Annotated in this window: 19 protein-coding genes; 9 read left to right on the top strand and 10 right to left on the bottom strand. The window is 70.8% G+C overall.

The window, feature by feature from the left end; translation table 11 throughout:
- Positions 1–6: 6 nt before the first annotated feature.
- Both OG718_RS08160 and OG718_RS08155 read left to right on the top strand, forming a co-directional pair.
- Positions 7–1251: an acyl-CoA dehydrogenase family protein gene (locus tag OG718_RS08160; protein ID WP_328843765.1), complete on the top strand. Its 1245-nt coding sequence runs from the start codon at positions 7–9 to the stop codon at positions 1249–1251.
- Positions 1248–2369: an acyl-CoA dehydrogenase family protein gene (locus OG718_RS08155; protein WP_328843764.1), complete on the top strand. Its 1122-nt coding sequence runs from the start codon at positions 1248–1250 to the stop codon at positions 2367–2369. The genes OG718_RS08160 and OG718_RS08155 overlap by 4 nt, the downstream gene beginning before the upstream one ends.
- Before the next feature lie 24 nt (positions 2370–2393).
- Here OG718_RS08155 and OG718_RS08150 read toward each other — a convergent pair whose 3' ends face one another.
- The 7 genes from OG718_RS08150 to OG718_RS08120 all read right to left on the bottom strand — a co-directional run bounded on the left by OG718_RS08150 (position 2394) and on the right by OG718_RS08120 (position 9896).
- Positions 2394–4343: a protein kinase domain-containing protein gene (locus tag OG718_RS08150; RefSeq protein ID WP_443054943.1), complete on the bottom strand. Its 1950-nt coding sequence runs from the start codon at positions 4341–4343 to the stop codon at positions 2394–2396.
- Positions 4344–4457: 114 nt separating this feature from the next.
- Positions 4458–5615 carry an acyl-CoA dehydrogenase family protein gene (locus OG718_RS08145; RefSeq protein ID WP_328843762.1) on the bottom strand — a complete coding sequence of 386 codons (1158 nt, stop codon included), beginning with the start codon at positions 5613–5615 and terminating at the stop codon, positions 4458–4460.
- A gap of 37 nt (positions 5616–5652) precedes the next feature.
- The gene (locus OG718_RS08140; protein ID WP_143641693.1) at positions 5653–6189 is read right to left on the bottom strand and encodes a DoxX family protein; all 537 of its coding nucleotides are present in this window, start codon (positions 6187–6189) and stop codon (positions 5653–5655) included.
- The gene (locus tag OG718_RS08135; RefSeq protein ID WP_328843761.1) at positions 6186–7097 is read right to left on the bottom strand and encodes an SDR family NAD(P)-dependent oxidoreductase; all 912 of its coding nucleotides are present in this window, start codon (positions 7095–7097) and stop codon (positions 6186–6188) included. The genes OG718_RS08140 and OG718_RS08135 overlap by 4 nt, the downstream gene beginning before the upstream one ends.
- A 28-nt stretch (positions 7098–7125) precedes the next feature.
- Entirely contained in the window at positions 7126–8280 is a 1155-nt protein-coding gene (locus OG718_RS08130; RefSeq protein ID WP_143641695.1) for a CaiB/BaiF CoA transferase family protein, read from the bottom strand.
- Positions 8281–8358: 78 nt separating this feature from the next.
- Positions 8359–9138: an enoyl-CoA hydratase/isomerase family protein gene (locus OG718_RS08125; protein WP_328843760.1), complete on the bottom strand. Its 780-nt coding sequence runs from the start codon at positions 9136–9138 to the stop codon at positions 8359–8361.
- Between the two features lie 2 nt (positions 9139–9140).
- Positions 9141–9896 carry an SDR family NAD(P)-dependent oxidoreductase gene (locus OG718_RS08120; protein ID WP_328843759.1) on the bottom strand — a complete coding sequence of 252 codons (756 nt, stop codon included), beginning with the start codon at positions 9894–9896 and terminating at the stop codon, positions 9141–9143.
- 85 nt (positions 9897–9981) lie between these two features.
- Between OG718_RS08120 and OG718_RS08115 the strand changes: the two genes are divergently transcribed.
- The 6 genes from OG718_RS08115 (at position 9982) to OG718_RS08090 (ending at position 16706) form a co-directional block, all read left to right on the top strand.
- The gene (locus tag OG718_RS08115; RefSeq protein ID WP_328843758.1) at positions 9982–11124 is read left to right on the top strand and encodes an acyl-CoA dehydrogenase family protein; all 1143 of its coding nucleotides are present in this window, start codon (positions 9982–9984) and stop codon (positions 11122–11124) included.
- Between the two features lie 117 nt (positions 11125–11241).
- On the top strand, positions 11242–12732 hold the full coding sequence (locus tag OG718_RS08110) for an aldehyde dehydrogenase family protein (RefSeq protein WP_328843757.1): 1491 nt from the start codon (positions 11242–11244) through the stop codon (positions 12730–12732).
- 27 nt (positions 12733–12759) lie between these two features.
- Complete coding sequence (locus tag OG718_RS08105) at positions 12760–14367, top strand: AMP-binding protein (protein WP_328843756.1); 1608 nt, start codon at positions 12760–12762, stop codon at positions 14365–14367.
- A 4-nt stretch (positions 14368–14371) separates the two neighbouring features.
- Positions 14372–15523, top strand: coding sequence for a thiolase family protein (locus OG718_RS08100; RefSeq protein WP_328843755.1), 1152 nt, complete (start codon positions 14372–14374; stop codon positions 15521–15523).
- Complete coding sequence (locus tag OG718_RS08095) at positions 15520–15939, top strand: Zn-ribbon domain-containing OB-fold protein (protein WP_328843754.1); 420 nt, start codon at positions 15520–15522, stop codon at positions 15937–15939. Before OG718_RS08100 ends, OG718_RS08095 begins: the two co-directional genes overlap by 4 nt.
- A 17-nt stretch (positions 15940–15956) precedes the next feature.
- The gene (locus OG718_RS08090) at positions 15957–16706 is read left to right on the top strand and encodes a FadR/GntR family transcriptional regulator (RefSeq protein ID WP_260695573.1); all 750 of its coding nucleotides are present in this window, start codon (positions 15957–15959) and stop codon (positions 16704–16706) included.
- 87 nt (positions 16707–16793) lie between these two features.
- On the opposite strand, the gene OG718_RS08085 is transcribed toward OG718_RS08090, so the two are convergent.
- The 3 genes from OG718_RS08085 to OG718_RS08075 are packed head-to-tail and all read right to left on the bottom strand — an operon-like array spanning position 16794 to position 19764.
- Positions 16794–17816, bottom strand: a complete 1023-nt coding sequence (locus tag OG718_RS08085) for an LLM class F420-dependent oxidoreductase (protein ID WP_143641704.1) — start codon at positions 17814–17816, stop codon at positions 16794–16796.
- Positions 17813–18964 carry an acyl-CoA dehydrogenase family protein gene (locus OG718_RS08080; protein WP_143641705.1) on the bottom strand — a complete coding sequence of 384 codons (1152 nt, stop codon included), beginning with the start codon at positions 18962–18964 and terminating at the stop codon, positions 17813–17815. Before OG718_RS08080 ends, OG718_RS08085 begins: the two co-directional genes overlap by 4 nt.
- Positions 18965–18969: 5 nt before the next feature.
- A complete protein-coding gene (locus OG718_RS08075; protein WP_143641706.1) occupies positions 18970–19764 on the bottom strand; it encodes an enoyl-CoA hydratase/isomerase family protein in 795 nt (264 codons plus the stop codon).
- Between the two features lie 126 nt (positions 19765–19890).
- Here OG718_RS08075 and OG718_RS08070 point away from each other — a divergent pair, with 126 nt between their 5' ends.
- Positions 19891–20757, top strand: a complete 867-nt coding sequence (locus OG718_RS08070; RefSeq protein WP_143641707.1) for a crotonase/enoyl-CoA hydratase family protein — start codon at positions 19891–19893, stop codon at positions 20755–20757.
- Positions 20758–20774 lie beyond the last annotated feature (17 nt).

Below are 20774 nucleotides of genomic sequence, written 5' to 3'. Positions count from 1 at the left end.
ACCCCGATGGAACATGACATGCAGGACTTCGCCGCCGAGGTGCGCCGCTTCCTCGACGCCCACGCGGCGAAGGCCCCCGACCGCACCGCCTTCACCTGGGGCGAGGGCGACGACTCGATGGCGTACTTCAGCAGCCTCCCGCCCGAGGAGGAGCGCGAGCACGTGCAACGGGCGCGGGACTGGCAGCGGATCCGCCACGAGAACGGCTTCGGCTGGATCACCGGCCCGCCCGCGTACGGAGGCCGCGGCCTCACCCCCGTCCACGACCTGCTCTACGACGCCATCGAGTCCGAGTACGACGTCGCCGACACCGGCACGCTGAGCGTGATCGGCCTGGGCATGATCGGTCCCACGATCCTCGCCCACGCCCAACCCCGCATCAAGGACCGCTGGCTCCCCGCGATGTACCGCGGGGACGCCATCGCCTGCCAGCTGTTCAGCGAGCCCGGCGCGGGATCGGACCTGGCGAGCGTGGCGACGAAGGCCGTCCGTGACGGTGAGGACTGGGTGCTCAACGGGCAGAAGGTGTGGACGTCGGTCGCCCAGCACAGCCAGATCGGCCTCGCGCTGACCCGTACGAACCCGGACGCGCCCAAGCACCGCGGCATCACGGCGTTCCTGGTCCCCATGGACGCCCCCGGTGTCGAGGTCCGGCCGCTCAGGCAGATGACCGGCGGCGCGGACTTCAACGAGGTCTTCCTCACCGACGTACGCGTCCCCGACGACCACCGCCTCGGCGAGGTCGACGGCGGCTGGACCGTCGCCCTGACCACCCTGATGAACGAGCGCGCGACGGTCGGCAGCGAGGGCGCGGGCCCGGTGGCCGCCGCTCTGTCCCCGGACCGGCTCTCGGCACTGATGCGGGCCACCTGGACCTGGGACGACCGCGCCCTGCGCGCCCGTCTCGCCGAACTCCTCGTGGACGCCATGGCCACCGAACACCTCAACGCGCGCGCCCTGCGCAAACTCCGCGGCGGTGTCGCACCGGGCCCCGAGATGTCCGTCTCGAAGCTGATGTACGGTCAGAACCTCACCCGGGCCGCCCACTTCGTCTCCGACGTCCTCGGCCCGCGCGTGATCGCGGACACCGGCAAGTGGGGCACGTATGCGTGGTCCGAACTCCTCCTGGCCACACCGGCGTTGCGCATCCTCGGCGGCACCGAGGAGATCATGAAGAACATCCTCGCGGAACGCGTCCTCGGTCTGCCCAAGGAACCGGCCGTCCCCACGGCCAAGGAGGTGCGGTCGTGACCGCCGACGAGAACGAACTGCTCGAACTGCGTTCCTCTGTACGGGAGTTCCTCGAAGCCAAGTCACCCGAGGAAGCCGTGCGCAAGCTCATGGAGAGCGAACCGCGCTTCGACCCGGCGGTGTGGGCACAGGCCGCCGACCAACTGCGCCTGCCGGGGCTGGTGATCCCGGAGGAGTACGGCGGTGACGGCTTCGGGCCGGTCGAGCTCGGCGTCGTACTGGAGGAGATGGGCCGCGCCCTGCTGTGCGCGCCGTTCCTCGCCACCGTCGTCCTGGCCGCCCAGGCCCTGCTGGCCTCGGGTGACAGCGAGGCCTGCGCTCGCCACCTCCCGGGCATCGCCTCGGGCCAGACCACGGCCACCCTCGCCGTCGCCGAGGACAGCGGCTCCTGGGACCCTGCCCTGATCTCCGCACGTGCCGTGCCGGACGGAGGTGGAGATGCCGCCTGGCGACTGAGCGGCCGCAAGGCCTTCGTCATCGACGGTACGACGGCCGATCTGCTCCTCGTCGTCGCCCGCACCGTCGCCGGCCCTTCGCTGTTCGCCGTCGACCGGCGGGCGACGGGGCTGGAGGCCGAACCGATGGAGACCCTGGACGCCACCCGCGCGATGGCCCGGCTGACGTTCGACGCCGTGCCCGCCACACTCGTCGGCGCGGACGGGGCGGGCGGGCGCGTCATGGCCAAGGTCCTGGACATCGCCACGGTCGCGCTGGCCGCCGAGCAGGCCGGCGGGGCCCGCCGGTGTCTGGAGATGAGCGCCGACCACGCCCGTACCCGGCACCAGTTCGGCCGGCCGATCGGTTCGTTCCAGGCGGTCAAGCACAAGTGCGCGGACATGCTCGTCCAGGTGGAGCTGGCCGAGGCCGCGTCCCGCGAGGCGGCACGGCTGGCCGCCGAGGGCGCCCCCGACTTCCCGGTCGCCGCCGCCGTCGCCCACGCCTGCTGCTCACGGGCCTACGTGTTCGCGGCCATGGAGAACATTCAGGTCCACGGCGGAATCGGCTTCACCTGGGAGCACCCCGCCCACCTGTACTTCCGGCGGGCCAAGTCCTCACAACTGCTCTTCGGCGGCCCGGCGGTGTACCACGAGCGGCTGCTGGACCGGCTCGGCATCTGAGCCGAAGCCGAAGCCGGCGCTGTGTCAGGACCAGTTCCACACCTGGTTGATGCTGCCCGCACAGCCCCATCCCTGCACCCTTTGACCGTCCTGGCCCGAGGTCCTGGCCTCCGCGTCCAGGCAGAGGCCGTCCGGGACGCCGACCAGTGTTCCGCCGCCACCGAGCCGCCATCTCTGGGCGCTCTGTCCGTCGCAGTTCCTGGCCCGGATCTGCTGGCCGTTCCGGCCTGCCGTGCCGGCGTCCAGGCAGAGGTGGCTGCCCTGGTTGACGACGAGGTACTGGGAGCCCTGCCCGGACACCCGGTACAGCGCCCACTTCTGCGTGGCCGTGCCCTGGCATCCCCACACCTGTGCGTCCGGCTCGCGGATGTCGAGGCACCGGGCGACCGACGCGCCGTCGACGCTCTGGGTCACGGTGACCGAGCCGGCCTTGACCGGCCCGGGCGGATTGCCGTACAGCAGCTTCTTGGTCGCTTCGCCGACCTTCCCGTCGACGGTGATACCGGCCTCGCTCTGGAGAGCCCTGACCGCGGTGTGGGTCGCCTCCCCGAACCGTCCGTCGACCGTGACGCGCAGGCCGTGCCCGACGAGAAGCATCTGCAGTGCCTCGACGCAGTCGCCCTGGGCTCCCGACGCGATCTCGGCGGGACAGCGGGCGGTTCGGATGTCCAGCGTCGCGGGATCCCGTGAGCCCCCGGCACCGGGGGATTTCTCCGCCGCCCGGTCGAGGCCCGTCCTCGACGGAGTGGCCGTGGGCGCCTTCTGCGAACTGGTGGGCACCGAGGCCGGGTTCTCCGTCACGGCCGACGACGCCTCCGGCCCGGGGCCTGCCGAGGGTGTGGTGTCGCCCTGCCGCAGAAGGGCGACGGTGATGCCTCCGGCGACCAGGACCGCCATGGCAGCGGCGCCCGCCATCAGTCTTCTGCGCTTCCCGGGCGTCGGCGCGGCAGGGGCGACGGACGCGCCGGAGCCGGTGGACGGGTCCACGGGCGGTGCCGCAGTGAGGGCGGCGGGCCGCCTGTCGCGCAGGGGCGCCCACTTCGGGGTGGACCGGGGCCGCTGCTCGACCGGGGCCGGCAACTGGTGCCCGATGGCGGTCCTGAAGACCGCCTCCGGTAATGGGCGACTCCGAGGATCCTTGTCCAGACAGGCACGGACGAACGCGGCCAGTTCCGCATCGACGGCCGCCACCTTGGCGAGGACTTCCTCCCGCGGCGGTTCGAAGGCCACCCGGTGCAGGACGTCGACACCGGTCCCCTCGCCGAACGGCGCCAGCCCGGTGACGGCGTAGGCGAGGGCGGAGGCAAGCGCGAACACGTCGGAGGCGGCGGTCACCTCGTTGCCCCTGACCTGTTCCGGGGACATGAAGGCGGGGGTGCCCACGTTCTGGCCCGTGGCGGTGATCGAGGTGCCGTCGGCGGCCTGGACGACTCCGAAGTCGATGACGCGGGCACCGTCGGACGCCAGGATCACATTGGACGGCTTGAGGTCACGGTGGACGATCCCCGCGCGCCAGATGGCTTCGACCGCACGCCCCATGTCGGCCATCAGCCGCCAGGCCGGCGCCGCGTCGATCGGCCCGCACGCGGTGACGACCTCGTCGAGCGTCGGCCCTGGGACGTACTCGGTGGCGACCCACACCAGGTCCTCGTCGAAGCCACTGCCCAACAGCCGTACGATGTGCGCCCCCCGGACGCGGTCCAGCGCACCGACCTCGCGCTCGAAACGCTTGCGGAACAGGGGATCCTCCGCGTATTCGGACCGGATCACCTTGACCGCGGCCCTTCCCGTCCCGCCGACGGTGTCCCGGCCCAGATAGACCCGGCCCATCCCGCCGCTGCCCAGCCGTGACAGCAGCACATAGGGGCCGACGCGTGCGGGATCGTTCTTCCGGAGCGGGACCGGAGCCGGCGGGTCCATGCCGACCGCCGCGTAGGCGAGCGCGACGGACCGGCTGAACTGGAGGTCGGACATGGGGGATCCCGGTCTCTCGCGTGACATGTGCGACGAGCGCGGCGTGCGCGACTGACGTCGGTCAGCGGGAGACTATCCCAACAACCCTGCGAAAAAGGGGAGTTGGTGTTCGGTTCAACCTTGTGTCGCCTTTCCCAGCAACGCCTTCGCGATGATCACCTGCTGGACCTGGCTCGTGCCCTCGTAGATACGGAAGAGACGGGCGTCGCGGTAGAAGCGCTCGACGGCGACCCCGCGCATGTAACCCGCGCCGCCGTGGATCTGCACCGCGCGGTCCGCGACCCGCCACACCATCTCGCTGGCGAAGTACTTCGTGCAGGACGGACCGATCTTGGTGTCGGTCCCCGCGTCGAATGCGCGGGCGGCCTCCAGGACCGTGGCGCGTCCGGCGTAGTAGTCGGTCATCGAGTCGGCGACCAGGCCCTGGACCAACTGGAACGAAGCGATCAGCCTGCCGGACTGGCGGCGGGAGCCGGCGTACTCGACCGACTCGTGGACGAGCCGCTCGGCCATGCCCACGCAGAGCGCCGAGATGTGTACCCTGCCGTGCGCGATGCAGCCCATCGCCGTGCCGAAGCCCCGGTTCAGGCCGCCCTCGCCACCGACGAGCGCGGAGGCCGGTACGCGTACGTCGTCGAAGAACACGTCCGCCGTCCAGGCGCCGAACTGGCCCATCTTGTGGTCCTTCGGAGCCACGGTGAGGCCCGGCGTGCCGGCCGGCACCAGGAACGTGGAGATCCCACGGGTGCGCGGGGCGTCGGGGTCGGTGCGGGCGAAGACCATGAAGACGTCGGCGAGCGGAGCGTTGGTGATGTACCGCTTGGAGCCGTTGATCACCCACTCGTCGCCTTCCAGGTGGGCGCGCGTGGTCAGCGTCGACGGGTCGGACCCGGCCTCGGGCTCCGTGAGCGCGAACGAAGCCAGTACGTCACCCGAGGCGATCTTCGGCAGCCACTCGGCCTTCTGTTCCTCCGTGCCGCCGACCATGAGGACATGACCCGCGATGCCGTTGTTGGTCCCGAACATCGACCGCAGGGACGGGGTCGTGTAGCCGAGCTCGAACATGAGCTGGGCCTCTTCGTACATCGACAGACCCAGCCCGCCGTACTCCTCGGGCAGCGCGAAGCCGAACAGGCCCATCTTCTTGGCCGCCTCGCGGATGTCCGCGGGCATCTCGTCCTTCTCGTCGATCTCCGCCTCCAGCGGCACGACGCGCTCCCGGACGAAGCGCCGGACCTCGGACAGCACCGCACTGAAGTCAGCCGCGTCCATGTCGACTCCCTGATAGTCCTGATAACCCTGGTTGCACTCAGTGATCTGTTTGTGTCTCGTCCGGCTTCCGCTCGGGCCGGTAACACACGGCCAGCAGTGCCGCAGCGCTCGCCGTGCCGATTCCCGCGGACAGCAACGCGGGCCCCACGCCCGTCCGTTGGCGTCGCAGCAGTCCGTCGAGCGAGTACCTGCCGTTGCCCAGCGCCGCCAGCGCGACGGCCGCGCCGCCCACGACACCGACGTACTCCCAGCCGCCCTTGAAGACGAAGAAGCCCTTGCCCCGGTGGTCGGTCCGGGCCGCCACGGCCATCAGGCCGACGGCCGCCGCCGCCGGAAGGGGGTTGGCCGCGCCCAGGGTGATGCCCATGCCCGCCGCCATCTCGGTCCCGGCGGCCATCCGGGCGTGCATCTCGGGCGGCTTCAGCCCGAGCGCCTCGAACCAGCCCGTCGTGCCCTTGAGCCCGCCAGGACCGGCGACCTTGTTCCAGCCGTGCGCGAAGAGCATCGGGCCCAGGGTCGCGCGCAGCACGAGAGCGGCGACGTCGTGGCCGCCCCCGCTGCCCCGGGCCTTCACTGGCCGACTCCGGTGGCGCGGCCGGCGGGGGCGACTCCGTACAACTGCGGTACGGCTTCGACGAGTTCGTCGTACGTGAGGGCCTCGCCGGACCGGCTGGGATGAACGCCCGCGACGGTCCAGCCCTGCAGTCGGTTCAGCCGGTTGCCCTCGATGCGCAGGACCTGGCCGGTCAGCCAGGCCGAGGTGTCGGAGGCCAGGTAGACGACGACACCTGAGGCGTTGGCAGGATCGCGCGGATCGAAGCCGTCCACGGCCTGGAGGGACGCGCCGACGTCAAGACCGTCCGTCATCCGCGTGGCCGCGATCGGCGACACGGCGTTCGCGGTGACGCCGTACCGGCGCATCTCCAGGGCGGTCAGGACGGTGAGCCCGGCGATACCCGCCTTCGCCGCGCCGTAGTTGGACTGGCCCTGGTTGCCGAACAGGCCTGTCCCGGACGTCGTGTTGATCACTCGGCCGGCGACGCGCTCACCCCGCTTCGACGCCTCGCGCCAGTACGCGCAGGCGTGCCGCGTCAGCGCGAAGGTGCCCTTGAGATGAACGGCGATCACCGAGTCGAACTCGGCCTCGCTCATCGAGAACAGCATGCGGTCGCGCACGATCCCCGCGTTGTTCACGACGATGTCGAGGCGGCCGAACTCCGCGACGGTGTCCGCGACCATGGTCTCGGTCGCCGCCCAGTCCGTCACCGACGAGTGGTTGGCGACCGCCCGGCCACCGAGCTTGGTGATCTCGGCGACGACCTCGTCGGCGGGGGAGTCACCGGTCTGTTCACCGTGGATGCCCGAGCCGAGATCGTTCACCACCACGGTCGCGCCGGCCTCGGCGAGCGCCAGGCAGTGCGCCCGCCCCAGCCCTCTCCCACCGCCGGTGACGATGGCGACCTTGTCGTCGAGGATGCCCACGCCGTACCTCCTGAGCAGATCTGTCGGGTCAGTTGAGTTCGCGGAGTACTTCGTCGGTGTGCTCGCCGAGTGTCGGCGCGCCCCCGCGCGGCTTGTCGTCGACGCCCCAGAAGGCGACGGGTGTCGCCACCGTCCGCAGCATCGGGGCGTCACCCATGCCGGGCTGTTCGACGAACGCCCCCACCGCCTCCGCCTGCGGATCGGCCGACACCTCCGCCAGGGTCTGCACGGGCGCCCACCACACGCCCTCGGCGTCGAACCGCTCCGCCCACTCGTCCAGCGGGCGCCGCGCGAACTCCTCGTCGAACACGGCGATCAGTTCGCGTACGTGGCCACGCCGGGCCCTGCCGGTCGCGAACCGCTCGTCCGTCGCCAGGTCCTCGCGGCCCAGCGCCTTGACGACACCTGGCCAGTGGCGGTTGCCCTCCAGGCCGACCAGCCAGAACCAGTGGTCGTCGGCGGCCCGGTAGGAGTTGTAGAGCGGGGACTCGTGCTCGGTCCGGTGGCGGGTGCGCCCGCGTTTGCCGAAGAAGTTCTGCAGGGCGAGGTCGTTGCCGTTGGCGTACGTGCCGGAGCGGAGCAGCGACACGTCGACCACGCCGCCCTCGCCCGTATGCCCCCGCCGCAGCAAGGCGGCCAGAACGCCTGCCACCAGGTTGGACGCGGCCGTACGGTCGCCGAGGCCGGGGCGGATACCGGGCGGCGGCTCCCCGGCCGGGTTGAGCATGGCGGCGATGCCGGGCCGGGCCCAGAACGCGGAGACGTCGTACCCGGCCCGGTCGCGCTCGGCGCCCGTCCAGCCGTAGCCCGTCAACGTGCCTATGACCAGGCGGGGATGGCGGACACGCAGCTCGTCCGGTGCCAGGCCCAGGCGTTCCAGGGCGCCGGGGCGGAGATTGGTGACGAAGACGTCGGCGCGCTCAAGGAGCCGCTCCAACGCGTCCTTGCCCTCGTCCGACCGCAGGTCGAGGACGATCCCGCGCTTGCCGCGGTTGTCGGTCTCGAACGGGGGCGCGCTGTCGATGTCCTGACCGACGTGCTTGAGGGTGTACCGGTTGGGGTCACCGGTCGGAGCCTCCACCTTCACCACGTCGGCGCCCCAGTCGGCGAGCATGGTGGCAGCGGCAGGTGCCGCCACCCACATGCCCAGCTCGACGACGGCAATGCCCTCCAGTGGCCGCACGGTCCACCACCTCCACACCGGTTGGAATCAGTCGGGATCTGTCAGGGGGTCTGTCAGCAGGTTCGTCGTGAACACCCGCTACCTGCCGCGGAACTCTCCCGGGCGGCGCTCGCGGAAGGCCTTGAGTCCCTCGGCCCGGTCCTCGGTGGAGAACAGCACCGAGACGGTCTCGCGCTCGTACGCGATCGCCGTCTCCAGGTCCATGCCGAGCCCGTGGTCGATCAGCCGCTTGCCCGCCGCGAGCGCCAGCGGCGCCCCGGCCGTCAGCGTGGCGGCCAGCGCTTCGGCGGCGGCGAGTGCTCCGCCGGGCTCGGCCAGTTCGTTGACCAGCCCGAGCTGCCAGGCCCGCTCCGCGTCGATCGGCTCGCCGGTGAGGATCATCTGCTTGGCGATCGCGGGAGGCAGCAATCGCGACAACCGCTGCGTGCCGCCCGCGCCCGGCAGAACGCCAAGCTTCATCTCGGGCAGGCCGAGCCGCGCACCCCGCTCCACCACCCGCAGGTCACAGGCGAGCGCCAGCTCAAGGCCGCCGCCGAAGGCGAACCCGTGGACGGCCGCGACCGAGGGCTTGGGGAACTCCTCCAGAAGCGCGTACACCTCGGTCAGGCGCCCCACGAAGGCACGGAACTGCCCGGGTGCCGTGAACGACTCGATCTCGCTGATGTCGGCCCCGGCCGAGAAGGCCCGGCCCGCTCCCGTCAGGACCAGGGCGCGGACGTCGTCGTTGTCCCGTACGTCGTTCAGCGCCTGTGCGAGCCGGTCGACGGTCTCGGAGCCGACGGCATTGAGCTGTCCGCGCCGGTCCATGGTCAACACGGCCAGTCTGTCGCGGAGTTCGACATGCAGCACGGTGCTCACCCTCAGACCATCGTGAGGCCGCCGCTGACCGAGAGCGTCTGCCCGGTCATGTAGGCGGCGTCGTCGGACGCCAGGAAGGCCACCACTCCGGCGATCTCGGCAGGCTGGGCCACACGGCGGAGCGGGATCGCCCGCACGGTCGCGTCGTACATCTTCTGGCTGTACTCGGCGACCTGGCCGAGCAGCGCGGTGTCGGTCGGCCCCGGGCAGACGCTGTTCACGGTGATGCCGTGCCGGGCGACCTCGCGGGCGAGCGCCTTGCCGAAGGCGATGACCCCGCCCTTCGTCGCGGAGTACACCACCTCGCCGGACGAGCCGACCCGGCCGGCGTCCGAGGCGATCAGGACGACCCGGCCGCCGCCGCGCTCGGTCATCGAGTCGAGCACGGCTCTGGTCATGGTGAGGGTGCCCCGGAGATTGACCGCGATGATCCGGTCCCAGGTCTCCTCGGAGCTGTCCACGAAACGGCCGATGACGTCGACGGCCGCGTTGTTGACCAGGATGTCCACCGGGCCGAGGTCGGCGGTGACCCGCTCGACGGCCGAGTGCACGGCCATGCTGTCGGAGATGTCCACGCCGACGCCCGTCGCGCGCACGGAATGCCGTTCGGCGAGTCCGGCCGCGACCTTCACGGCGGCCTCCTGGTCCAGGTCGCAGACGGCGACCGAGGCTCCCTGGGCGGCGAGCCGGTCCGCGATCGCCTCGCCGATGCCGCGGCCCGCTCCGGTGACGAGCGCCACCTTGTCCCGTACGCTCACGCGCCCTCCCTCGCCTCGGTGCCGATACAGCGCTATCGTATAACTACTTCAGCTAAATAAGCGAGATGCCTGAGTGGAGTCGAGTATGCGCCGTACGATCTTCACCGCGGAACACGAGCTGTTCCGGGACACCGCCCGCACCTTCTACCTGCGTGAATGCGCCCCGAATGCCGAGCAGTGGGAGCGGGACGGCCAGGTGGGCCGGGCCGCGTGGGCGGCCGCTGGCAAGGCCGGGCTCATCGGCTGGCAGTTCCCGGAGGAGTACGGCGGGCAGGGGATCTGGGACTTCCGCTACAACGCCATCATGGCGGAGGAGATGGCCGCCACCAGCTCGGTCGGCATCGGGCTCGGGCTGCAGAACGACGTCATCCCGCCCTATCTGATGCACCTCACCAGCCCGGAACAGAAGGCCCGTTGGCTGCCCGGGGTCATCAGTGGCGAGACCATCTGTGCACTCGCGCTGTCCGAGCCGGCCGCCGGGTCCGACCTCAAGGGCATCCGCACCACCGCCCGCCGGGACGGCGACGAATGGGTCATCGACGGGTCCAAGACCTTCATCACCAACGGCATCCTGGCCGACCTGGTCATCGTCGCCTGCAAGACCGATCCGGAGGCTGGGCACAAGGGCATCAGTCTGATCGTCGTCGAGCGCGGCACCGAGGGCTTCGAGCGCGGGCGCAAGCTGGACAAGGTCGGCATGAAGGCCCAGGACACCGCCGAGCTGTTCTTCCATGACGTCCGCGTCCCCGCCGAGAACCTCATCGGGCAGGAGGGGTGCGGTTTCTACCACATGATGGGCAACCTCCCGACCGAGCGGCTGGCCATCGCCGTCTCCTCGCTCGCCGCGGCCGAGCGGGCCTACGGGCTGGCGCTGGAGTACGCCAAGACCCGTACGGCGTTCGGGCAGCCCATCGGGGAGTTCCAGGCGAACCGCTTCGCCCTCGCCGACATCAAGGCCAAGCTGGGTGTCGCCCGGGTCTACGTGGACGGCTGCATCCTGGCCCTCTTCCAGGGTGAGCTGACGCCCGAAGAGGCGGCCGCGGCCAAGTACTGGACCTCGGAGACCGGCTGGGAGGTCATCGACCGCTGCATGCAGCTCTTCGGCGGCTACGGCTACGTCAACGAGTACGAGATCGCACGCATCTGGCGGGACAGCCGGGTGCAGCGGGTGTTCGGCGGGACCTCGGAGATCATGCAGGAGATCATCGGGCGGTCGCTCGGGCTGTGAACCGGTGGGGCGGGACGTGCTCCGGTCATTGCTCCAGTCATTGACTACCTTGGCTAAATAGGTTAGCTATTTAACCTGAACGCGCGGACGGCGCCGAACGGTTTCAAGGAGGCATCCGTGGTCACGGTCGATGTGAAGCTGCACCAGGACAGAGCCGAGCACGATCTGCCGCAGCCGCGGCTGGTCATCGGCGGCAAGGACATCACCGACACGAGCGGCGGCCTCTACGAGCACAGGAATCCGGCGACCGGCCTGGTCCAGGCGCACATCCCGCTCGCGGGGGCGTCCGAGGTGGACCGGGCCGTGGCCGCCGCACGCCGGGCCTTCGAGGTGTGGGGCACCATGCGCCCCGCCGAGCGCCGCCGACTGCTCACCCGCTTCGCCCAGCTGCTCCGCGACCACATCGCCGACTTCGCGGCCATCTGTCCGCTGGAGAACGGCGTCTGCATCGGTGGCTGGGCGGAGAACGTCGGACCGTACGTCGCCGAATGGACCGAGTACTACGCCGGCTGGGCCGACAAGATCGAGGGCATGGTCGGCGCCGCCTACAGCCCGCACGAGAACGTCGAGTACACCATCGCCGAGCCGTACGGCGTCATCGGCCACATCATCACCTGGAACTCGCCCGCGCTCTCCCTGGCGATGAAGGTCCCGCCCTCGCTCGCCGCCGGGAACACCGTGGTCATCAAACCGGCCGAGTCCACGCCGTTCTCGGCGCTGCTCTTCGCCGACCTGGCCCGCGAGGCCGGCATCCCCGACGGTGTGATCAACGTCGTCACCGGGCTCGGTGACGCGGGCGCCGCCCTGGTGACGCACCCAGGGGTCGACAAGATCTCCTTCACCGGCGGTCCCGCCACCGCGCGCCGCATCATGACCGACGCGGCGCTGAGCCTCAAGCCCGTCGTGTTCGAGCTGGGCGGCAAGTCCGCCAACCTGCTCTTCGCCGACACCGACCTGGACACCGTCGTGCCGTACTGCGCGGCCTTCGCCATGAGCAACACCGGGCAGGGCTGCGCACTGCCCACCCGACTGCTGGTCGAGCGGCCGGTCTACGACGAGGTCGTCGCGCGCGTAGCCGGAGTCGTGGCCCACCTGCCCGTCGGAGACCCGCTCGACCCGACGACGTACATCGGACCCCTCATCAACGAAGCCGCCCGCGACCGCGTCCAGGGCATGATCGACAAGGCCGTCGAGGGAGGCGCGGGCCGGCTCGTGTTCGGCGGCGAACGCATCGACTCCGACGGCTACTTCGTGTCCCCGACGGTCTTCGCGGACGTCGACAACCGCAGCGACCTCGCCCAGCAGGAGATCTTCGGCCCGGTCCTGGCCATCACCCCGTTCGACACCGAGGACGAGGCCGTCGCCCTGGCCAACGACAGCGAGTACGGCCTGTCGGCCTACGTCCAGTCCCGAGACATCGCACGCGTCAACCGCCTGGTGCCGCGCCTGAAGGCCGGCACCGTCTACGTCAACCCCGGGCCGAATCCCATCACTTCGCCTGCCACGCCCTTCGGTGGCGTCGGGCTCAGCGGGTTCGGCCGGGAAGGCGGAAGGGCCGGCCTGGAGGAGTTCATCAACGTCAAGGGTGTCGGCATCGGCCGCGGCTGACCCTCACCCTCCGAAGCCTTTGGAGCCATGAGCATGCATTCCGCCCGCCGCCTGACGCTCGGCGACATCATCCGCGAGCACCGAAGGTCCTTCCCCGACGGCGTCGCCCTCGTGGACGGTGAAGTCCGGCTGACCTGGCCCGAGTTGGACGAGCGCACCAACCGGCTCGCCCACGCCCTCACGGATGCGGGGGTCGGCCCGGGCGACCGCATCCTGTGGCTGGGACAGAACTCCTTCCGGATCTGGGAGCTGCTCGGCGCCGCGGCCAAGGTCGGCGCCATGGTCTGTCCCGGCTACTGGCGCTGGGCCGCCCCCGAAATGGCGTTCGCGGTCGAGGACTTCGACCCCAAGGTCGTCGTCTGGCAGGACGAGGAGATCGGCGACACGGTCGGCAAGGCACGGGCCGAACTGGGCAGCGACCACCGGGCGTTGTGGCTGCGCCATGACGCCAAGGTCGCTGCGGGTGCCGCCGGCGCCGCGGGGGTCGACTCCTACGAGTCCTTCCTGGCCTCCGGATCACCCGAGGACCCGTCCGTCGACGTGGACCCGGACTCCGCACTCCTGGTCATCTACACCGCCGCGATCACCGGACGGCAGTCCGGCTCGATGCTCTCGCACCGCAACCTGCTCGCCATGGGCGCGAGCAGCGCCTGGATGGGTGACATCGGCCGGGAGACCTCCTTCCTCGGAGCCGGACCGATGTTCCACATCGGCAACTACCAGTTCTGGGGCGTCCCGGCCTTCGTCCACGGCGGCAGGAACGTCGTCGTCCGCCGCGTGATCGCCGAGGAACTGCTCCCGCTGCTGGCGGCGGAGCAGTGCACCCACGCGTATCTGATGCCCCCGACCATCGCGCAACTCGTCGCCCTGAACCGCGAGGCCGGCCACGACCTGTCCCATCTGCGGGCCAGCGTCGCCGCACCCCTGTGGCAGGGCACCGTGCCGACCGACCAGAGCCGCTTCACCCGCAACGGCGGTGGCGAAGGCCGCGGCTATGGGCAGACGGAGGTGACCGGGTTCGCCGTGACCGGCGCTCATGGCGGCTCGGGCGCCGGCAACGCGGGACGACCGGGACCCTTCAGCGCCGTACGCATCCTGGACAGCACCGGCAAGGAATGCGCGATCGGCGAGGCCGGCGAGATCTGCGTCCGCGGCGACCTCGTGCACCTCGGCTACTGGAACCGGCCGGAGATCAACGAGGAGCGCTTCCGCTTCGGCTGGTGGCACACCACCGACCTCGGACGGCGTGAACCCGACGGCACGATCAGCTTCCTCGGGACGACGACCCGCATGCTCAAGTCGGCGGCCGAGAACATCTTCCCCGCCGAGGTGGAGAACTGCGTCGAGTCCCATCCCGCGGTGAAGGAGGCCGCCGTCATCGGCGTGCCCAACGAACGCTGGGCCCAGGACGTCAAGGCCGTCGTGGTGCTCCACCAGGACACCGACGGGGTCACCGCCGCGGACATCGTCGAGCACTGCCGGTCGCGCATCGCCTCGTACAAGAAGCCGAAGACGGTGGAGTTCGTCGAGGCCCTGCCCCGTACCAAGGACTTCGCCAAGGACTACGAGGCACTCGACGAGCGGTTCGGCGGTGGCGGCTATCCCGGCGGCGACACGCTGGGCGCGGGACGGTGACCTCGTGAACGATCGCATGCCCGTGGTGGTCGGCGTCCACGCCACCGAACAGGCGCTGACCCTCCCGCACCGTGACGCCATGGACCTCGCCCTCGAAGCGGTGTCCGGAGCGATCGCCGACGCCGGGCTGACCCCGGCGGACGTCGACGGCGCCCAGGTCGACTGGCCCGGCCCCGGCGGCGTACCCGGCGAGGGCAGTTCATGGGCCCGCATGCTCGGCCGGGACCTGCGCTGGACCAGCGACTCGATGCTCGACAACGCGGGCTCCCGGGGCCTGCTGAAAGCGGCCGCGGCCGTACGGGCCGGTCTCGCGGACACCGTCGTGGTCGGCGGCTGCAAGCTGGTCTCGCGCGGGGCAGGTCCGGTCGGAGCCGGTGTGCCGCTGGAGTTCGCCGACGTGTGGGGCAGTTACGTCGTCGCGCAGTTCGCGCTGGTGGCGGCACGACACATGCACGAATACGGGACCACGGCCCGCCAGTTGGCCGAGGTCGCCGCGACGATCCGCAACAACGGCACGACCAACCCCGAGGCCATGATGTACGGCCGCGGCCCGTACACCGCCGACGACGTGCTCGCCTCCCGCATGGTCGCCACCCCCTTCCACCTGCTGGACTGCTGCATCGTCGGTGAGGGCGGCGCGGCACTCGTGGTGACCACCGCGGAACGGGCCCGCGACCTGCCCCACCCGCCCGTCGCGGTGCTCGGCGGAGGCATGGAGTACCACCAGGCCGCGTACGCCAATCCCGCGCTGCACCGGGAGGTCGGGCAGCTCGGCCGCGACGCAGCCGCCCGCGCCTACGCGATGGCCGGCATCGGCCCGCACGACGTGGACGTGTTCTCCCTCTACGACCCCAACTCCTTCGAGATCATCAGGCAGTTGGAGATCCTCGGCCTGTGCGGGGAGGGAGAGGGCGGACCGCTGGCGGCCAGTGGTGCCATCGCCGTCGGCGGCAAGCATCCCGTCAATCCGGACGGCGGCTGCCTGGCATACGCGTGGAACGGGACACAGCAGATGACGCTCAAGGTCGTCGAGGCCGTACGCCAGTTGCGCGGCAGCGCGGTGCACCAGGTCGAGGGCGCGGAGCTGGCGGTCGTCGGCAACGCCGGATCCGGCGCGCAGCACTACGAGATGAGCGTGCTGGGGAGGACCCGATGAGCCGGCCCGTACCCGTCCCCACCTCGCTGTCCCGGCCGTTCTGGGAGGCGGCGAGTCGCGGAGACCTGGTCGTCCCCTGCTGCACGAGCTGCGGCCTGCGCTTCTTCGTGCCCGAACCCGCCTGCCCCGGCTGTATGTCCCGCGACTGGCGGTACGTGCCCAGCGCGGGCCGCGGGACCGTCTACTCGGTGACCGTCGTCCACCGGGCGCCCGGCCCCGGCTTCGACACACCCTTCGCCCTCGCCGTGATCGACCTCGACGACGGCGCCGCCCTGCTCTCGCATGTCGACGCCGGAGATCCGGACGCCGTCGTCATCGGCATGCGCGTCCGCGTGGATTTCCGGGCCTTCACGGACGAGATCACGCTCCCGTACTTCGTGCCGGACACGAGACACGAGCGACTGACAACCCAATGAGCGTGGAGGTGGGCGCGGTGACGAACACGCCGGTACGGGTCCCCAAGATGGCCGAGCTGGTGGCGGCACAACTGCGCCGCAAGATCGTGCGCGGAGAGCTGACGGAGGGGGAGGCGCTGCCGGCCGAGACGGCGCTGATGGAGGAGTTCGCCGTCTCCAGGCCGACGCTGCGCGAGGCATTCCGGGTACTGGAGTCGGAGTCGCTGATCAGCGTGCGCAGGGGAGCCCGGGGCGGGGCGCGCGTGCAGACGCCGGAGGGCACGGTCGCCGCCCGATACGCCGGGGTGGTCCTCGAATACCGGGGCACGACCCTCAAGGACGTCTACGACGCCCGTACGGTCATCGAGGCGCCGTGCGCCGGGCTGCTCGCCGAGCGGCGCACGGACGAGGATCTGGAGCGGCTGCGAGCTGCCGTTACCGAGGCCGAGGCGCTGATGGACGACCCGTCGGCCTTCATCCGCGCCCACATGGAGTTCCACGCGCTCGTCGTCGAACTCGCGGGCAACGAGACGCTGGGCGTCCTCAACGGCATGGTCCGGCACATCATCGACCAGGCGAACTGGTCCCACGTCGACCTCGACGCGGGCAGCCCCGAGAACGTACGGGCCAACCGCCGTGGCTTCCGCGCCCATGGCGCGCTCGTCGAGCTGGTGGCCGCCCGCCGGGCCGAAGCCGCCGAGGAGCTGTGGCGCGTCCACCTCCAGGAGGCCGAGGACTACCTGCTGCAGAGCAGGTCCATGACGACGGTCCTGGACCTGCTCGGCTGACCGGCAACGGTTGACTGACAGGCGGCGGCCGTCATCGGGCATGACACGAGCTCGTGTCATGCCCGATGACGGCCGCCGCCGTGATGTTCAACTGCCGTGCAGTTCCTGCACGATCGGCTCCCACACCTCGGCGTCGATCTCGTACGCGGTGTAGAAGGACACGCGGTCGACCAGCGACCCGTACCGGCTGCGGATCTCGGCCGCGACGTGCTGCGGCTCAGCCACCACCGCGAAGGTGTGCAGTACGTCGTCGTCGACGAGCCGGCCCATCGCCTCCCACTTGTCGTCGCGGTCCGACTTCGACAACGCGTTGAGCTCGTCGCCGAGTTCGCCCCAGCCGTGCAGTTCCAGGACACCGCGGTAGGCGGGGGTACTGCCGTAGAAGGCGATCTGGCGCCGGGTGCCGTCCACCGCGCGGGCCAGTTCCTCCTCGGTGCGGCCGGTCGCGGTCAGCAGCAGATGGGAGACGGAGAAGTCGCCGCGCGTACGGCCCGACTTCGCCAGTCCGGCCTCGACGGTCGGCAGAGTGACCTCCCGCAGATACCGCTCGGTGGTGAAGCCGTGCGCGAGCAGCCCGTCCGCCACCTCGCCCGCCACCCGGGTCATCGCCTCCCCGACCGCGGCCACGAAGACCTGGGGCGCGCCGCCGGGAGCGGGCGGGGGAGAGAAGAACGGGGACATCAGCGTGTGCGTGTAGAAGTCGCCGCGGAAGTCGAGCTTCTCGCCCTCGTTCCAGGCGGCCCAGATGGCGCGCAGCGCGCTCACGTACTCCCGCATACGGGCCGCGGGCCGGCTCCACGGCATGGCGAAACGCCGCTCGATGTGCGGTTTGATCTGGCTGCCGAGGCCGAGCACGAAGCGTCCGCCGGAGTAGGTCTGCAAGTCGTGGGCGGTGTAAGCGAGTTGCATGGGTGAGCGGGCGAAGGCCACCGCGATGGCCGTACCGACCTCGAGCCGGTCGGTGTGCTCGGCCGCCAGCAGCAGCGGCAGGAAGGGGTCGTGCTTGGACTCCGAGGCCCACAGGCCGTCGTAGCCGGCCTTCTCGTGGTGCCGTGCCTCCTCGACCACCTCGGTGGTGCGCCACACACTGAGCTTCCCGTCGACCTTCATACCGCTCCTCCGACCGCGTTCGTACCGCTGTCCATGCCGATGCGCCGTGCGAGCAGTTCCCGGTGGTACGCCGGGTCGCCGAACAGCAGTTGTGATGTCTTGGCCCGCTTCAGATACAGGTGGGCCGGGTGCTCCCAGGTGAAGCCGATGCCCCCGTGGACCTGGATGTTCTGTTCTGTCGCCTGCAGAGAGGCGTCGGAGCAGAAGGCCTTGGCCAGGCTTGCCACGGCGGGCAGATCCGTGTCCTCGTTCTCGGCCGCGAGCAGCGCGTAGTGCGCGGCGGCGCGGGCCGACTCCACCTCCAGCAGGACGTCCGCCAGGAGGTGTTTGACGGCCTGGAAGGAGCCGATGGGCCGCCCGAACTGATGCCTCACCTTGGCGTACTCCACCGCCATGTCGAGCGCACGGGAGGCCACTCCGACCTGCTCGGCGGCCAGCGCCACCGAGGCCCGGTCGAGCACCTCCGACACCAGGTCCCAGCCGTCGCCGCCGCTCGTACGGAGCCGGGTCGCCGGTACGTCGTGGTAGTCGAGGCGTGCCTGCCTGCGGGTGGGGTCCATCGTGGGCAGGGGCTCATGGGTCAGCCCGGCCGCGTCGCCGTCCACCCAGAAGACACCGATGCCTTCGCCGGTGCGGGCCACGGTGAGGACGACATCGGCGGCGGCCCCGTCGAGCACGAACATCTTGTGGCCGGTCAGCAGCCAACTTCCCGCGGACTCACGGGCGGTGAGCTGGACTCCCTCGGCGTCCCAGCGGGCGGAGTCCTCGGTGAGGGCCAGCGTTCCGACCAGCTCGCCGGAGGCCAGGCCGGGCAGCAGCCGCTTGCGGGCGTCCTCGTCGTCGCAGCGCAGGAGCGTGGTGGTCGCCAGCACGGCCGAGGCGAGGAACGGCGCGCACAGCAGCGCCCGTCCCAACTCCTCCATGACCACGCCGACTTCGACCGGCCCGTAGCCCGCGCCGCCGTACTCCTCGGGGACGGCGAGACCCTGGAGGCCGAGCTCCGTTCCCATCCGGCGCCACAGTGCCCGGTCGAAGCCCTCCGGGGTCTCCATGAGGCGTCGCATCTCGGTCTCGGGGGAGGTGTCCGCGAGGAACGCCCGCACCGTGCGCCGCAGTTCCTCCTGCTCGTCGCTGAACGCGAAGTCCATGCCCCTCAGCCCTTCTCGACGGCCTGGCGACGGCCGCGCGACGCGATGATCTTCTCCACGACGGCGATGTGGTCCGGGTCGTGCATGGTGTCCCGCTCGGCGAGCAGGGCAGGCTCCAGCACGGAGTTCATGGCCTGCTCCAGGTGCAGGTTCACGGCCCGCTTGGTCTCGCGCAGCGCCCGCACCGGCAGGGCGGCCACCCGCCCGGCCAGGTCCATCGCCTCGTCCAGCAGTTTGTCCTTCGGTACGACGCGGTTGGCGATGCCCAGCCGGACGGCCTCCTCCGCGCCGACCCGGTCGCCGAGGAACAGCAGTTCCTTCGCCCGGGTCAGACCGACCAGCAGCGGCAGGACCAGTGCCCCGCCGTCGCCCGCTACCAGCCCGACCTGGACGTGCGGGTCGGCGATGTAGGCGTCGTCGGCGATCAGCACGAGGTCGCTCAACAGGGCCAGGCTGCAGCCGAGGCCCACGGCGGGCCCGTTGACCGCCGCGATCACCGGCAGTGGGCAGCGGACCATGCCGGTGATGATCCGCCGGGCCTCGTCGACGTTCCGCTCCCGGAAGGCACGGTCGCGCTGGACCCGGGTCATGATGTCGAAGTTGCCCCCGGCGCTGAACGCCCGCCCGCGACCGGTGAGTACGACCACTCGTGCCTCGGGGTCGTCGGCGAGCGTGTCCCACACCGACGCGAGACCGGAGTGCAGCTCCTCGCTCATCGAGTTGAGCTGTTCCGGCCGGTTGAGCTCGATCAGCCGGACCGCCCCGTGGGAGGTCACCACCAGATCCGCCGGATCAGCCATGTCCACACCGCCGCAATCCATCAATGAGTCAGTAGAGTGTAATGCTATAACTAATTAAGCTAACTGGGAACCGGTCGCAGAGTGACGGGGCCGGTCCCGGGGTGACGAGGCTGACGGAGGACGCGCATGCCGGAGCAGGAGTACGAGACCGTGCGGGCCGAGGTGGCGGACCGGATTCTCACGGTCACCCTCAACCGGCCGGCGAAGCTGAACGCCTTCAATCCGCAGATGATGCGCGACCTGCTGGACGTCCTGGACGCGGCCGACGCCGACGACGAGGTACGTGTGGTGGTGGTGACCGGTGCGGGCCGGGGTTTCTGTGCGGGTGCCGACGTCAGCTCCGGCGGCTCGTCCTTCGACCATCGCAAGGCGGGTGCCTGGCACCGGGACACCGGCGGCCGGGTCGCGCTGCGCATCTACTCCAGCAACAAGCCGGTGATCGCGGCGATCAACGGCCCGGCGGCGGGCGTCGGGGCCAGCATGACCCTGCCCATGGACATCCGGCTCGCGTCGACCTCGGCCAAGTTCGGCTTCGTCTTCGCGCGCCGCGGCATCGTGCCGGAGTCCGCCGCGAGCTGGTTCCTGCCGCGGGCCGTGGGTATGCAGCGGGCCATGGAGTGGGTGGCGACCGGCCGCGTCTTCGGCCCCGACGAAGCCCTCTCCGCCGGGCTGGTCCGCTCCGTCCACCCGCCCGAGGAGCTGCTGCCCGCGGCGTACGAACTCGCCCGTGAGATCGCCGGGAACACCTCGGCGATCTCGGTCGCCCTGTCGCGCCAGATGATGTGGCGGATGCTCGGCGAGTCCCACCCGATGGCCGCGCACCGCCTCGACTCGCGGATCATGAGCCAGATCGGCGGCGGCCCGGACCCCGTCGAGGGCGTCGAGTCGTTCCTCGCCAAGCGGCCGCCCGAGTTCCCCGGCCGGGTGAGCAAGGACATGCCGGCCGTCCACCCCTGGTGGCAGGAGGAGGAGTTCCGGCCCTTCGGGGAGTAACCCTGATCGCCTCTGAA

The organism is Streptomyces sp. NBC_00258 (genome assembly GCF_036182465.1).
Taxonomy (GTDB): domain Bacteria; phylum Actinomycetota; class Actinomycetes; order Streptomycetales; family Streptomycetaceae; genus Streptomyces.
This window is presented reverse-complemented; position numbering and strand designations above follow the sequence as displayed.